The organism is Xanthomonas hydrangeae (genome assembly GCF_032697525.1).
In the GTDB taxonomy this organism is placed as follows: domain Bacteria; phylum Pseudomonadota; class Gammaproteobacteria; order Xanthomonadales; family Xanthomonadaceae; genus Xanthomonas; species Xanthomonas hydrangeae.
Map to the genome: position 1 here is coordinate 4031491 of NZ_CP103836.1, position 13393 is coordinate 4044883.

A 13393-nucleotide genomic window follows, 5' to 3' on the forward strand; every position below is an offset into this window, starting at 1 on the left:
CATCGCGATTCGCCACATCGCGAGCATCTCGTTGGCACCACCATCCGCGCCCCGGCCGTGACGTGGCAGGCCGCAGGCCCTACCATTCCCCTTTATCTCTTCGTATGCCCGCGCAATGAGCAAGCAGAATCAGTGGATCGTCGGCGTCAACGCCGTTGCCTCGTCGGTCGAGAACGACGCCGACAACGTGCGCGAGGTGTTGATCGAGGCCGGTAGCAAGAACCCGCGCCTGACCGAGATCGAAGAGCAGGCGCGCCGCAAGGGTATCGAGGTGCGTCGCGTCAACACCCAGGCGCTCGATGGTGTGGGTGGGCAGGTCCGCCACCAGGGCGTGGTCGCGCGGTACGCAGCGGCGCGGCTGTGGGCAGAAAACGAGCTCGAGGCCTTGGTGACGGCAGCCGAAGGACGTGCGCTGTTGCTGATCCTGGATGGCGTGCAGGACCCGCACAATCTCGGCGCCTGCCTGCGCAGCGCTGCCGCCGCCAGCGTCACTGCGGTGGTGATTCCCAAGGACAAGTCGGCCACCGTCAATGCCACCGTACGCAAGACCTCGGCCGGTGCGGCCGACCGGATTCCGGTGGTCGCGGTGACCAATCTGGCGCGGTGCCTGCGCGATCTGCAGAAGCAGGGCGTGTGGCTGTACGGCCTGGCCGGCGAAGCCGAGGCGTCGTTGTACAGCGTGGACCTGCGCGGCAATGTCGGGCTGGTGCTCGGCGGCGAGGCCGATGGCCTGCGTCGGCTCACGCGCGAGCATTGCGATGGCCTGGTCAAGATTCCGATGCCGGGCGATATCGAAAGCCTCAACGTCTCGGTCGCCGCTGGGGTGACCTTGTTCGAAGCCGTGCGTCAGCGCCTGGGCGCGTAATCGCATTCGCTCCTAGAGACATACGCGCGGATTGATCGCCAGACCGAAGCCGTCCCGTTCAACACGCACGCGTCGCATGTACCCGTAACAATCGTGCAGTTGCGCGCACGATTGCGCAGATGTCGATTGCGAGGTGTTGCCGATCGCAGGCGCAACGCTTGTGCATCAGCACTTTCGACAACACGCGTATCGATTACCGACGCGCGCATGCGTTATTGCCTACCATATCGTCAGCAAACGGCGTGTTGTGTCCGATGAATCATGGGGTGGGCGCCTGTCGTACAGGCCAGATCAAGTGCGCCGTCAGGGCGCCGGCACGAGGAGATGGACAGTGGCAGCGCTGGCTCAGTGCCGGTGCCTGGTTGCTGTTGACGTTGTGCGCGTTCGCTGCGGCTGCCGCACCCGCTGCAACGGCGCAATTGCGCGACTACGCGATCGACAGCTGGAGTTCGCGTAACGGATTGCCGCACAACTCGCTGCGCGATATCGCCCAGACCCACGACGGCTATCTGTGGTTCGCCACCTGGGAAGGCCTGGTGCGCTACAACGGGCTGGAATTCAGCGTGATCGATCGCAGCACGCGCCCCGGCTTGCCCGATAACGGCGTCGGCGCGTTGTATGTCGATCGCGACGGCGCACTCTGGCTGAGCGATGCACGCGGCAATCTGGTACGTCACAGCGCCGATGGGCAATGGCGGCGCTGGGAGCGACGAGGGCAGTGGCCGCAAGCGCTGATCCATGCCATGACCATGGATGCGCAAGGTCGCATGTGGTTGTTGTTCGAAGGGCACGGGCTTGGTTGCCTGTGGCCGGATGGGCGCTTCGAGTATTTCCCGCCGCGCGATGGCGTGCCGCTGCAGAGCAGCTTTCCGCGCATGCTGTTTGACGACCAGGGACGGTTGCTGATCGGCACGCTCGACGGGTTGATCTACCGCGAACTGGATGGACACATGCATCGCGCGCCTGCGGCGTTCGGCCTGTCGCCCGGCCTGGCATGGCCGTACCGCGCCCCGGACGGCACGCTGTGGGTCGTCGCGGGCGAGCAGTTGTATCGCCTGCAGGGCGGGCGCGCCGAGCTGATGCATCGCGTGCCGGGGCAGGGACACTTCACCGCAATGTTGCAGGATCGCCATGGCGACCTGTGGCTGGGCAGCGAAAATCAGGGGCTGCTGCGCATCGGTAGCCACGGTGTGGAGCATCTGCCGGCCGGCCGCAGCCTGCCCAGCGGGCGTATCGTCAGCCTGCGCGAGGATGCCGAAGGCAGCATCTGGGTCGGTGCCAATGGTGGCCTGTTCCGGCTGCGCGAAACCTTGTTCAGCAGCTATAGCCAGCGCGACGGGCTGAGTGGCGACTACGCCCGCGCGGTGCTGGAAGACCGCGACGGCAGTCTGTGGATCGCCAGCACCGCAGGCCTGGATCGCATGCTGCCGGACGGGAGCATCGTGCCGGTGCCGGTCGCCACCCCGTCCGGTCGACGGCTCTCGGTGCTGAGTCTGGCGCTGGACCGGCACGGCGACCTGTGGGTGGGCACCTATGCCGATGGCGTCTTCGTCTTGCGCGACGGGCGCGTGTTGCGGCACTACGGCGAGGCCGAGGGCATTCCCAGCGGGCATATCCGCGCCATCGTGATCGACGACCACGCCGTCGACCAGGCAGTGGTGTGGCTGGCCACGCAGCGTGGCGTGGTGAAGTTGGTGGACGGCAAGCGAGCGGCGTTGACGATCGACGGCCTGCCCGATGGTGTGGTGACCGCGCTGGCGCGCATCGATGGTGCGCTGTGGATCGGGTCGGTCGATGGCGCTGCGGTGCTGCGTGACGGCAAGCTGCAGCAGTTGGGATTGGAGCGACTTGGCGGGGCCCGCAGCGTGTTCGGTTTTCAGAGCATAGGCAACGCTGTCTGGATCTCGACCGACCGCGGCCTGTATCGCGTGCGCCAGGGCGCGCTCGCACGCGTGGGCCTGGAGCAGGGCATGCCGGTGGATACGGTGTTCCAGCTGGTCAAGGACCGCCTCGGCAACGTGTGGATCAGCAGCAATCGCGGCGTCCTGCGCACCGAACTCGGCACGCTCGACGCGGTTGCCGATGGACGCGGCCAGCTCGCCATCGAGCGTTATGGCGAGATCGATGGCATGGGCAACGCGCAGGCCAATGGCAGTTCCAGCCCGAGCATGATCGCGCGCGCCGACGGCTCGGTGTGGGTGGTCACTGCAGGCGGCATCAGTACGGTCGATCCATCGCGGTTGCAGCGCTTTCGCGAGCGCCGCGCGCCGCCTGCATTGATCGAGAGCGTGCAGCAGGATGGCCGCCCGCTGGCCTGGCGGCAGCAGGCGAAGCTGCCCGGCGGGCATCGCTTGAACGTGTCCTACGTCGGCATGAGCTTTCTGTTGCCGGAGCGGATCGAGTACCGCACCCGGCTGGAAGGCCTGGACAGCGACTGGACCGAACGTGGCCGGCAGCGCAGCGTGGAATTCATCGGCTTGCCGCCCGGCCGCTATCGTTTGCATGTGGCGGCCCGGCATCCTGGCGGTGCGTGGAGTCCGCACGAGGCGATGTGGGCGTTCGAGGTCTTGCCGCTGTGGTGGCAACGCCACGACGTGCGTTTTGCGGCAGTGCTGGCTGCGCTGCTTGCGCTCGCCTTGTTGTACCGGCTGCTGCTGCATCGCTACAAGACCCACAACGTACGCCTGGCCGAACTGGTGCGCAAACGCACCGAAGATCTGCAATTGCAGGCGCAGCGCCTGCTGCAGGCCAACCAGGAAAAGAGCGAGCTGCTGACGCGGCTACGCATCAAGTCCGACGTGTTCGAGCGCCAGGCGCACGAAGACGCGCTGACCGGGCTCCCCAATCGTCGCCACTTCGACGAAGCGCTGGCGCGCGACATCAGTCGCGCACGCCGCAGTGGGCGCTCGCTGGTATTGGCGATTCTGGATATCGATCACTTCAAGCGCATCAACGACCATTACTCGCATGCCAGTGGCGATGCGGTGCTGCACGAAGTGGGTGTGCTGCTGATTGCCGCTGCACGTGCCTCGGATCTGCCGGCCCGGCTGGGCGGCGAAGAATTCGCCCTGCTGCTCGCCGACACTTCGCTAGAAGAGGCGCAGGCGCTATGCCTGCGTATCCGCGCGCTGTTCCATGCGCGTCAAGACTGGGGCGGCGTGGACGGCCTGCAAGTGACCTTTAGTGCCGGCATGGCCGAGCTGCGCGATGACGACAGCGGCTCATCGCTGATGCAACGCGCCGACCATGCCTTGTACGAAGCCAAGAGTGCAGGGCGCGACTGGATTTGCGTGGGCTAGGGCCGGGATTAGGGATTAGGGATTCGCAAAAGCGAGCTAACTAGCGCTCCCCTTCTCCTACGGGAGAAGGTGCCCCGCAGGGGCGGATGAGGGTACGGCCGCACGCAATGGCGCCGCCAAATGCAAATTTTTCAAGCAGAGGGCCACATGCTTTTGCGAATCCCCAATCCCCAATCCCCAATCCCCAATCCCAGCTCAACCAGGCCCCGGCCAGGCATTGGCAATCTTGCAAAACAACCGCGCAGTCTGCTCGGTGTCGTACACCGCGCTATGCGCATCTGCGGCGTTCCAGTCCAGGCCCGCGGCCTGTGCCGCGCGCGCCAGCACGGTCTGCCCGTACGCCACACCGGCCAGGGTCACGGTGTCGAACACGCTGAACGGATGGAACGGGTTGCGTTTGTGACCCACGCGCGCGACCGCCGCGTTGAGGAAGTTCAGATCGAAATGCGCGTTATGACCCACCAGGATCGCGCGCTGGCAGCCGTATTTCTTCACTGCCGCACGCACCGGTGCGAACACATGATCCAGCGCGTCTTTCTCCTGCTTGGCGAAGCGGAACGGGTGGTCGAGCACGATGCCGGTGATTTCCAGCGACTTCGGGTCGATCTCCAGGCCGGGCGCCGGCACCAGATGTGCGCTGGCGGTTTCGCCCGGGAAGAAACGACCCTCGGCATCCATTTCGATCGGCACGCAGGCGATTTCCAGCAGCGCGTGTTTGTTCCAGTCGAATCCACCGGTTTCCACATCCACCACCACGGGCAGATAGCCGCGAAAGCGCCGCGACATGGGCAAAAAGGAGGAGGCGGGCTGCAGGTCGACCGGTTCGTTCATCGGCATAGCCTAGCAGGTCGCGCGCCGTGCTCGATCGTGGTCAGGTACCGGCCGCACGTGCCCTGCGCGCGCAGCGCTCCGGCAAACAAAAGCCCGACCCGCGTTGCTGCGGATCGGGCCAGTTTGACGACGCATCTGACGGTTCGCCTTAGTGACCGGCGACCACGCTTGCGATTAGGCCGGTGGCCACGGCAATCAGCACGTAGGTGTTGTCCACCTGGCGCCATTCGTGCCCGCGCGGCGGCTTGTTCAGATGATGCTTGTGGTAATCGGCGACGCGATTGCCGCGATGGTCCGGCGCCAGGCGCTCGCCACGCCGGTAAGGCGGGCCGCGGCGGTCGTTGCGGTGATCGTCGTTATGGGTGCTGCGGCGATCGTCGCGCTTGTCGTCGTGCCTGTCATCACGATGGTCGTCTCGGCGGTCGTTGCCGCGATCATCGTGACGCTGCGCAGTGTGGTCGCGATCATGATCGCGGTCGTCGTGTTGCTGAGGCGCAGCGAACGCTGCAGCGGAGGTCAGCAGCGACAAAGCCATGAGAGATCCAATGATGCGTTTCATCTGCGTACTCCTGCGTCACAGGAAAAGCCTGTGTGATTTCACACTAGGCTTGATTAGCTGAATACGTAATGAAATAAGGAGTTTCGGCTAGTTCCAGCGTGTCGGTGGCTGTTGCCGGCACGCGTCTTGAATCAAATGACGCGGGTGGTGTCGTCGCGCTTCACTCGCGGCGGCAGCGGCTGCTCGCCATGCACCAGGAACCACACGTTCTCGGCGATGTTGGTCGCGTGGTCGCCGATGCGTTCCAGATTCTTGGCCATGAACAGCAGATGCGTGCAGGGAGTAATGTTGCGCGGGTCCTCCATCATGTAGGTCAGCAATTCGCGAAACAGCGCGGTGTACTGCGCATCCAGGCGTGCATCTTCATCGCGTACGCGAATCGCCGCATCGGCATCCTTATTGCGATAGGCCTGCACGGCTTCGCGCACGGCATGCGCGGCCATCTGGCCCAGCGCACGCAGGCCCACGGTCTGTGGCAGCGGCGGCGCGGAGTTGAGCGCGATCGAGCGCTTGGCGACGTTGGCCGCGTAATCGCCGATGCGTTCGATATCGGCAGGAATACGCAGGCCGGCCAGGATCTCGCGCAGATCGCGCGCCATCGGACCGCGCAACGCCAGGCGCATCACGTCGTGGCTGATCGCATGCTCCAGCGCATCGATCGCTTCGTCGTTGACCACGATGCGATGTGCGGCGTTGTCGTCGCGACGCTCCACCACATCCAGCGCGGCTTCCAGCTGCGCCACCGCCGTGTCGCCCATGCGCACGATCTCGGCGACAAGACGGTGCTGCTCCTCGTCGTAGCTTTTGACGATATGGTCGTTGAGGTGCTGGTTCATCGTGATCTCGATTCGTGGCAGTGGTGGATGTCCGCCGTCACCTTGGCGACATCGCACGTGATGTTGATGTCGTGCCGGGCGGTGCGACGGAGCTGCGTCAATGCGGCGTTGCGATGTCTGGCCTACATCAGCCGAAACGACCGGTGATGTAATCCTCGGTCTGCTGCTTGGACGGCTGGGAGAAAATCGTCTCGGTGCGGTCGTGTTCGATCAGGTCGCCCAGATACATGAAGGCGGTGTAGTCGGACACGCGCGCGGCCTGCTGCATGTTGTGGGTCACGATCACGATGGTGTATTCGCGCTTGAGTTCTTCCACCAGCTGCTCGATGCGGCTGGTGGAAATCGGATCCAGCGCCGAGGTCGGTTCGTCCAGCAGCAACACATCCGGCCGCAGCGCCACCGCACGTGCGATGCACAGGCGCTGCTGCTGTCCGCCGGACAGACCCAGCGCGCTTTGCCCCAGCTTGTCCTTGACCTCGTCCCACAGCGCCCCTTGACGCAGCGCCTGTTCGACACGGTTCTGCATGTCGGCCTTGGCCAGTTTTTCGTGGTGGCGAATGCCGTAGGCGACGTTTTCGAAGATCGTCATCGGAAACGGCACCGGCTTCTGAAACACCATGCCGACCTTGCTGCGCAGCCGGTTCATCGGGTACTTCGGCGACAGGATGTTTTCACCGTCCAGCAGCACTTCGCCGCGCGCTTCCATCTTCGGATACAGCGCATAGATGCGATTGAAGATGCGCAGCAAGGTCGACTTGCCGCAACCCGAAGGCCCGATCAGCGCGGTGACGCGCTTTTCCGGAATCTCGATGTTGATGCTCTTGAGCGCGTGGTACTTGTCGTAATAGAAATCCAGATTGCGTGCGGCCACCTTCACCGGCGCCTGCGCCGTCGGCGCCCCCTTGGCGGCCGGAACAGCGATGCGATGCATCGGCTTGGCGTTTTGGAGATCGTTCATGTCGGGTGTCCGGAAGGAAAGGTCAGTCATTGGAAATCTTGTTGCGCAATAGCAGCGCGCGTGCGCCCAGGCTCACCAACAACACGAACGCGGTCAGTACCAGTGCGCCGGACCAGGCCAGGGTCTGCCAGGTCTCGTAAGGGCTGCCGGCGAACTGATTCATGATCACCGGCACGCTTGCCATCGGCTGGAAGATGTTGCTGTTCCAGTATTGATTGCCGAAGGCGGTGAACAGTAGTGGCGCGGTCTCGCCGCTGATGCGTGCCAGCGCCAGCAGGATGCCGGTGAGAATGCCGGCCGAGGCGGCGCGATACAGCACCTGCACGGTGACCTTCCACTGCGGGATGCCGAGCGACAACGCCGCTTCGCGCATTTGCGCCGGCACCAGACGCAACATTTCGTCGGTGGTCCGCACCACCACCGGCAGCACGATGAAGGCCAGCGACAACGCACCGGCAAACGCCGAGAAGCGCCCGCCGGTCTGCATCACGTACAGCGTGTAGACGAACAGGCCCAGCACGATCGACGGCGCCGACAACAGGATGTCGTTGACGAAACGCACCACCAAACCGGTCTTGCGCGCGTTGCCGTATTCGGCCAGCCAGGTGCCGGCGGCAATGCCGAGCGGGGTGCCGATCGCCAGCGCCAGGCCGCACATCACCGCACTGCCGAAGAAGGCGTTGAGCAAACCGCCTTCCTGCATCGGCGGCGGTGTCATCTTGGTAAACAAATTGAGGTCGATGCCCGGCACGCCCTTGGACAGCAGGGTCCACAGGATCCAGGCCAGGAAGAACAGCCCGAACAATGCAGTGACGCACGACAGCAGCAGCGCCACCACATTGATCACGCGGCGGCGGTTGTACAGGGATTGCGAGACCGAGGACATCAGTTGCCCTCCCGACGCGACAGCTGCATCAGCATGAAGCGCGCAATCGCCAGCACGATGAAGGTCACGATGAACAAGACGAAGCCGAGCAGCAACAATGCCGAGCGATACGTTTCGGTGGCCTCGCCGAAGTCATTGGCGATCAAGGCAGCGATGGTGGTGCCAGGCTCCAGCAGCGACGGCGACAGCCGCACCGTGTTGCCGACCACAAACGCCACTGCCATGGTTTCGCCCAGCGCCCGGCCCAGGCCCAGGAACACGCCACCAATCACCGCAGAGCGGGTGTACGGCAGCACGATGTCCCAGCTGACTTCCCACTTGGTCGAGCCCAGCGCGTAGGCCGATTCCTTCAAGCGCGTCGGCACGGTCAGAAACACTTCGCGCATCACCGAGGAAATAAACGGAATCACCATGATCGCCAGCACGAAGCCTGCAGTCAGCAACCCGATCCCCAGCGGCGGGCCCTGAAACAACGGGCCGATCAACGGCAGCGTGCCGAGGTGATCGTTGAGCCAGGGCGTCACGTGCTCGGTCATCACCGGCACCAGCACGAACAGGCCCCACATGCCGTAGATGATCGACGGAATGCCGGCCAGCAATTCGATTGCCGTGCCCACCGGCCCGCGCAACCAGCGCGGCGCCACTTCGGTGAGAAAGAACGCGATACCGAAACTCACCGGCACCGCAATCACCATCGCGATCAACGCGGTAACCAGGGTGCCGTAGATCGGCGCCAGCGCACCGTATTTGTTTTCCACCGGATTCCAGTCGGCGGAATAGAAAAAGCTCAGGCCCTGCATCTGCAAGGCATGGCGTCCGCCCCACAGCATCGACAGCGCGGCGCTGCCGAGCGCCAACAGGACGAAAACGACCGTGGCGGCCAGCGCAAGCTTGAACAGGCGATCGGCACGCGCATCGCGCAGATCGCGGCCGCGTGGTGCGGTCATCGCTTCGGGAATGGCGGTGGCATTCATTCGATTGGACTCGTCACCCGCGCAATCGCGGGAGCGTGAGACAACAGGAACGGCGAGGCGCCCGCAGGCACCTCACCGCAGCGCAACCCGCCACGACAGCGGGTGCAGGGCATCACTTGAACTCGCTGGCCCAGTAGGCCTGGATCTGCTTCACCAGTTCCGGCGGCAGCGGCACGTAATGCAGTTCGCTGGCCTGGGTCTGGCCGTTTTCCAGCGCCCACTTGAAGAACTCCAGCGTCGCCTTGCTGCGCACCGCATCCTTGGGCTGCTTGTGCATCAGCATGAAGTTGGTGGCGGTGATCGGCCAGGCCTTCTCGCCCGGTGCATTGGTGATCACCAGATTGAAGTCCTTGGCATTGGCCCAGTCGGCGCTGGCGGCCGCGGCGGCGAAGCTTTCCGCATTCGGCTCCACCCACTGGCCGGCTGCATTCTGCAGCGAGGCGTAGGGCATCTTGTTCTGCAGGGCATAGGCCAGTTCGACGTAACCGATCGAACCCTTGATCTGCTGTACGTACGAGGCAACACCTTCATTGCCCTTGCCGCCGACGCCACCCGGCCATTGCATGGAGGTGCCTTCGCCGACCTTGCTCTTCCACTCCGGGCTGACCTTGGACAGGTAGTTGGAGAAGTTGAACGTGGTGCCCGAGCCATCCGAGCGATGCACCAGGTTGATCTTGGTCGCCGGCAGGGTCACGCCCGGGTTGGCCGCGACAATCGCCGCGTCGTTCCACATCGTGACCTTGCCCAGGAAGATGTCGCCCAGCAGCGCGCCGGTCAGACGCAGCTTGCCCGGAGCGATGCCTTCCAGATTGATCACCGGCACCACGCCGCCGATCGCCGACGGGAACTGACCCAGGCCGGCCTGGGCAAGCTCGGCGCTGTCCAGCGGCTTGTCGGTCGAACCGAAGTCCACCGTGCCGGCCTTGATCTGCGCAATACCGCCGCCGGAGCCGATCGACTGGTAATTGACCTTGTTGCCGGTGGCGGCGTTGTAATCGGCCGACCACTTGGACACCAGCGGGTAGATGAAGGAGGCACCGGCGCCGGAGATTTCAGCGATCTTGCTGTCCCCGGCGGTGGCGCCTGCGCTGGGAGCGTCCTTGCCGGTGTCGCCGGACTGCGCATCCTTGCCGGGCGAGCAGGCGGCCAGGGCGAGGGCGATGGTGAGAGACAGGGCGGTCAGGCTGGCCGACTGCAGTTTCATGGAAGCTCCGAGGCTGGATTGGCCGGGTGACCCGGCAGACCACGCTATGAAATGATGTTTTTGTTACACGTGCATGACAGTGCCTTTTGGCGAAGGCATCACAAAAAAGACGCGACCCCCGTGGGGCCGCGTCCCGGTGCCGACGCCGGGGAGAGAGAGACGGCGTCGTTCCTGTTGCTATGGCTCTCTCTTTACTTGGGCAGGTTCTTGGCCCAGTAGCCTTCGATCTGGGTCACCAGGCTGTCCGGCAGCGGCACGTAGTCCAGCTGCTTGGCCTGCGCATCGCCCTTGCTGTAGACCCAACGGAAGAAGTCCAGCGTATTCTTGAGGCCTTCCGGGCTCTTGGGCTTTTTCTGAACCAGGATGAAGTTGGTGGCGGTGATCGGCCAGGCGTTGTCGCCGGCGGCGTTGGTCATCACCAGATAGAAGTCCTTGCTATTGGCCCAGTCGGCGCTGTTGGCAGCGGCGGCGAAGGTCTCATCCGACGGCTGCACGAACTTGCCGGCGGCGTTCTTCATCGCGGTGTAGGCCATCTTGTTCTGCAGCGCATACGACAGCTCGACATAGCCGATGCCGCCCTTGATCTGCTTGACGTAGGCGGCCACGCCCTCGTTGCCCTTGCCGCCGATGCCGGTCGGCCACTGCACCGCCGTGCCTTCACCGACCTTGCTCTTCCAGTCCGGGTTGACCTTGGACAGGTAGTTGGTGAAGTTGAAGCTGGTGCCCGAACCATCCGAGCGATGCACCACGGTGATCTTGCCCTCGGGCAGCTTCACGCCCGGATTGAGCGCGGCGATGGCCGGATCGTTCCAGGTGCTGACCTTGCCAATGAAGATGTCGCCCAGGGTCTTGCCATCCAGCTTGAGCGCACCGGGTGCGATGCCCGCCACGTTGACCACCGGCACCACGCCGCCGATCACCGACGGGAACTGCGCCAGACCGGCCGCCGCCAGTTCTTCCGGCTTGAGCGGCGCATCGGACGAGCCGAAATCCACACTGGCCGCCTTGATCTGGGCAATGCCGCCGCCCGAACCGATCGATTGATAGTTGACCTGCTTCTTGGTGGCGGCGTTGTAGTCGGCCGACCACTTGGACATCACCGGGTAAATAAACGACGCACCGGCGCCGGTGACATCGGCGGCCTGGGCGCACAGCGCCAGCGAGGCGGCAAGCACGCCCACGGCCAGACGGGTCTTCAAAGAGTGGATCACGGAACAGCTCCTGTAGCGAAGGGATAAGGACGTCCCGCGTGCATGCCATTGCAGGGCAGGGGCATGACCGCGCGATGTCGGAGAGATGACATGACAATGACGGCGTTGCGCCAAGGCGCTTTGCCGGGTCTGGCGAAGGCGGTTACCGCCGCCGCGCGCTCAGCCGAGCGCGTGGCGGCGGTCGAACTGGCGGTCACTTACCAATAGAACTGCGCACGTGCCTCGATGATCGACGGGTTGTCGTCGACCAGGCCACGCGTGGCGCTGCTGTATCGGGTGCTCTCCACCTTCGCGTAGTCCAGCGCGAACTTGAAGTTGGAGCGCCAGTACCAGTTGGCACCGATCGTCCACACATCCATCTTGCCGCCCAGCACGCCGTCCACGAACGGGGTGCTGCCGTTGGAGACCAGGTGGCCGTCGTTGAGATCCAGCGTGTCGTAGCGCACCGCCAGCTGCCACAGGCCGGAGGCCGGCGCGTTCGGCAGCGGGGTGGTCGGTACGCCGGCCTTGTAGCCCCAGGTCTCGCCGGTGATGTTCCAGACGCCGCTGACGTACCAGCCATCGCTCTTGTAATCGTTGGCGTTGTTGCCGATGCGCTTGGCGTTTTCCTGGAAGAATTCGCTCTGCAGCTTGAACGGGCCGGTGATCCACATGGCCTCGGCACCGGCCACACCCACGCTGTCCACGTTGGTGATGGCGCCGCTGTCGATCAGGCGGATGGTGGTCAGGTCGGCGTCCGGACGCGCGCGCAGGCGCAGGGTGTCGTCGTCGGTGTCGTAACCCAGATAGCTGAGGCCGAAGTGCAGCACGTTGCCGCTTTCGTTGATCGGCGCCCAGGTGCCGCGCGCGCCGTAGCCGCTGCCATGGGCCTGATTGCGGGTCAGTTCGCGACCGAACGCACTGGCGGTGATGCTCCAGTTGTTGTCGCCCATGCCGTAGGCCACGCCCAGCCGGCGCGAGATGCCGTAGGTATTGGTCACCGCTGCCTTGGAGACGAAATCGTTGTTCTTGGTGCTGGAGAGTTCTTCCAGGCTGTTGGGCTGCTTGAACTGACCGATCTGCAGGTAGTTGTTGGCGTTGCCGGCGAACTTGTACTTGATGTTGTTGTCGAGGAAGCGCCCGGTGCTGCGGATGGTGGTGCCGCGGATGGTGACTTCCTTCAGCACGCTCGGGTCATACCCGGCCACCCACTCGAAATTGCCCGGACCCTTGCCCTTGAGCACCAGCTCGGCGCGACGGATGCTGAATTCGGAATTGTCGCCGTTGGCGCCGATCGGGCCGTTGAGGTCCTGCACATCGTTGTGGAACCAGTTGCCGTCGGCCTGGACCAGGCCTTCCAGCGAGACTTCGGAGCCGTCGATCACATCGATGGCGATTTCGGCATGCGCAGCGGGCGCGGCCAGCGCCAGCAACAAGGCCGAGCCGAGCAGGGTAGGAGAAAGTTTCATGGGTGCCTTGCGACCTGACGAGAAAGTGAGCGCAGGCTAGGGCGTGAAAGTTGCGTTAATGTGACAACTTTGCATCGCATCGCAATTTGATTTTTGTCAATGAAGACAAAGATTTACGCGTGTTTTAACTTTGTCAGTGTGTGTCATAAGTCTGAACGACGGCCGGTTTATGACAGTTGCGATAGCGCTTCTTTACATGCTCCTGGCGGGCTCAAGCTTATGGCGACCTGAATCGATGCCGTGAAATGCCGGCCAATCAAGCGCTTTGTGCGTCGCACCACTTGCGCAGGCGCGTTCTAAATTGTTAGTTTCGAGGCCATGT

11 protein-coding genes are annotated in these 13393 nt (G+C 63.9%); 2 read left to right on the top strand and 9 right to left on the bottom strand.

What is annotated here, in order from left to right:
* Window positions 1-115 precede the first annotated feature (115 nt).
* The gene (gene rlmB / locus NYR97_RS17230) at window positions 116-865 is read left to right on the top strand and encodes a 23S rRNA (guanosine(2251)-2'-O)-methyltransferase RlmB (RefSeq protein ID WP_006450313.1); all 750 of its coding nucleotides are present in this window, start codon (window positions 116-118) and stop codon (window positions 863-865) included.
* A 254-nt stretch (window positions 866-1119) separates the two neighbouring features.
* Window positions 1120-4164, top strand: coding sequence for a diguanylate cyclase domain-containing protein (locus NYR97_RS17235; RefSeq protein ID WP_316694914.1), 3045 nt, complete (start codon window positions 1120-1122; stop codon window positions 4162-4164).
* A 195-nt stretch (window positions 4165-4359) separates the two neighbouring features.
* Here the strand turns inward: NYR97_RS17235 and rnt are convergent, their stop codons facing one another.
* From rnt to NYR97_RS17280, 9 genes are all read right to left on the bottom strand, one after another.
* Window positions 4360-5001, bottom strand: a complete 642-nt coding sequence (gene rnt, locus NYR97_RS17240) for a ribonuclease T (protein WP_205391842.1) — start codon at window positions 4999-5001, stop codon at window positions 4360-4362.
* Between the two features lie 142 nt (window positions 5002-5143).
* The gene (locus tag NYR97_RS17245; RefSeq protein WP_210761922.1) at window positions 5144-5554 is read right to left on the bottom strand and encodes an RcnB family protein; all 411 of its coding nucleotides are present in this window, start codon (window positions 5552-5554) and stop codon (window positions 5144-5146) included.
* A 131-nt stretch (window positions 5555-5685) separates the two neighbouring features.
* Complete coding sequence (gene phoU / locus NYR97_RS17250) at window positions 5686-6390, bottom strand: phosphate signaling complex protein PhoU (RefSeq protein WP_023903588.1); 705 nt, start codon at window positions 6388-6390, stop codon at window positions 5686-5688.
* Between the two features lie 127 nt (window positions 6391-6517).
* On the bottom strand, window positions 6518-7348 hold the full coding sequence (pstB, locus tag NYR97_RS17255; protein WP_316694920.1) for a phosphate ABC transporter ATP-binding protein PstB: 831 nt from the start codon (window positions 7346-7348) through the stop codon (window positions 6518-6520).
* 22 nt (window positions 7349-7370) lie between these two features.
* Window positions 7371-8234: a phosphate ABC transporter permease PstA gene (gene pstA / locus NYR97_RS17260; protein ID WP_006450307.1), complete on the bottom strand. Its 864-nt coding sequence runs from the start codon at window positions 8232-8234 to the stop codon at window positions 7371-7373.
* Window positions 8234-9208, bottom strand: coding sequence for a phosphate ABC transporter permease subunit PstC (gene pstC, locus NYR97_RS17265; protein WP_006450306.1), 975 nt, complete (start codon window positions 9206-9208; stop codon window positions 8234-8236). Before pstC ends, pstA begins: the two co-directional genes overlap by 1 nt.
* 112 nt (window positions 9209-9320) lie before the next feature.
* Entirely contained in the window at window positions 9321-10412 is a 1092-nt protein-coding gene (gene pstS, locus NYR97_RS17270; RefSeq protein ID WP_316694925.1) for a phosphate ABC transporter substrate-binding protein PstS, read from the bottom strand.
* A 191-nt stretch (window positions 10413-10603) separates the two neighbouring features.
* A complete protein-coding gene (gene pstS / locus NYR97_RS17275; protein WP_115038108.1) occupies window positions 10604-11623 on the bottom strand; it encodes a phosphate ABC transporter substrate-binding protein PstS in 1020 nt (339 codons plus the stop codon).
* Between the two features lie 197 nt (window positions 11624-11820).
* A complete protein-coding gene (locus tag NYR97_RS17280) occupies window positions 11821-13071 on the bottom strand; it encodes an OprO/OprP family phosphate-selective porin (protein WP_316694927.1) in 1251 nt (416 codons plus the stop codon).
* Window positions 13072-13393 lie beyond the last annotated feature (322 nt).

Coding starts and splice junctions, on each gene's coding strand:
- pstC (WP_006450306.1), bottom strand. CDS start 9,208: ATGAATGCCACCGCCATTCCCGAAGCGATGACCGCACCACGCGGCCGC.
- rnt (WP_205391842.1), bottom strand. CDS start 5,001: ATGCCGATGAACGAACCGGTCGACCTGCAGCCCGCCTCCTCCTTTTTG.
- phoU (WP_023903588.1), bottom strand. CDS start 6,390: ATGAACCAGCACCTCAACGACCATATCGTCAAAAGCTACGACGAGGAG.
- pstA (WP_006450307.1), bottom strand. CDS start 8,234: ATGTCCTCGGTCTCGCAATCCCTGTACAACCGCCGCCGCGTGATCAAT.
- pstB (WP_316694920.1), bottom strand. CDS start 7,348: ATGAACGATCTCCAAAACGCCAAGCCGATGCATCGCATCGCTGTTCCG.
- NYR97_RS17235 (WP_316694914.1), top strand. CDS start 1,120: ATGAATCATGGGGTGGGCGCCTGTCGTACAGGCCAGATCAAGTGCGCC.
- NYR97_RS17280 (WP_316694927.1), bottom strand. CDS start 13,071: ATGAAACTTTCTCCTACCCTGCTCGGCTCGGCCTTGTTGCTGGCGCTG.
- NYR97_RS17245 (WP_210761922.1), bottom strand. CDS start 5,554: ATGAAACGCATCATTGGATCTCTCATGGCTTTGTCGCTGCTGACCTCC.
- rlmB (WP_006450313.1), top strand. CDS start 116: ATGAGCAAGCAGAATCAGTGGATCGTCGGCGTCAACGCCGTTGCCTCG.
- pstS (WP_316694925.1), bottom strand. CDS start 10,412: ATGAAACTGCAGTCGGCCAGCCTGACCGCCCTGTCTCTCACCATCGCC.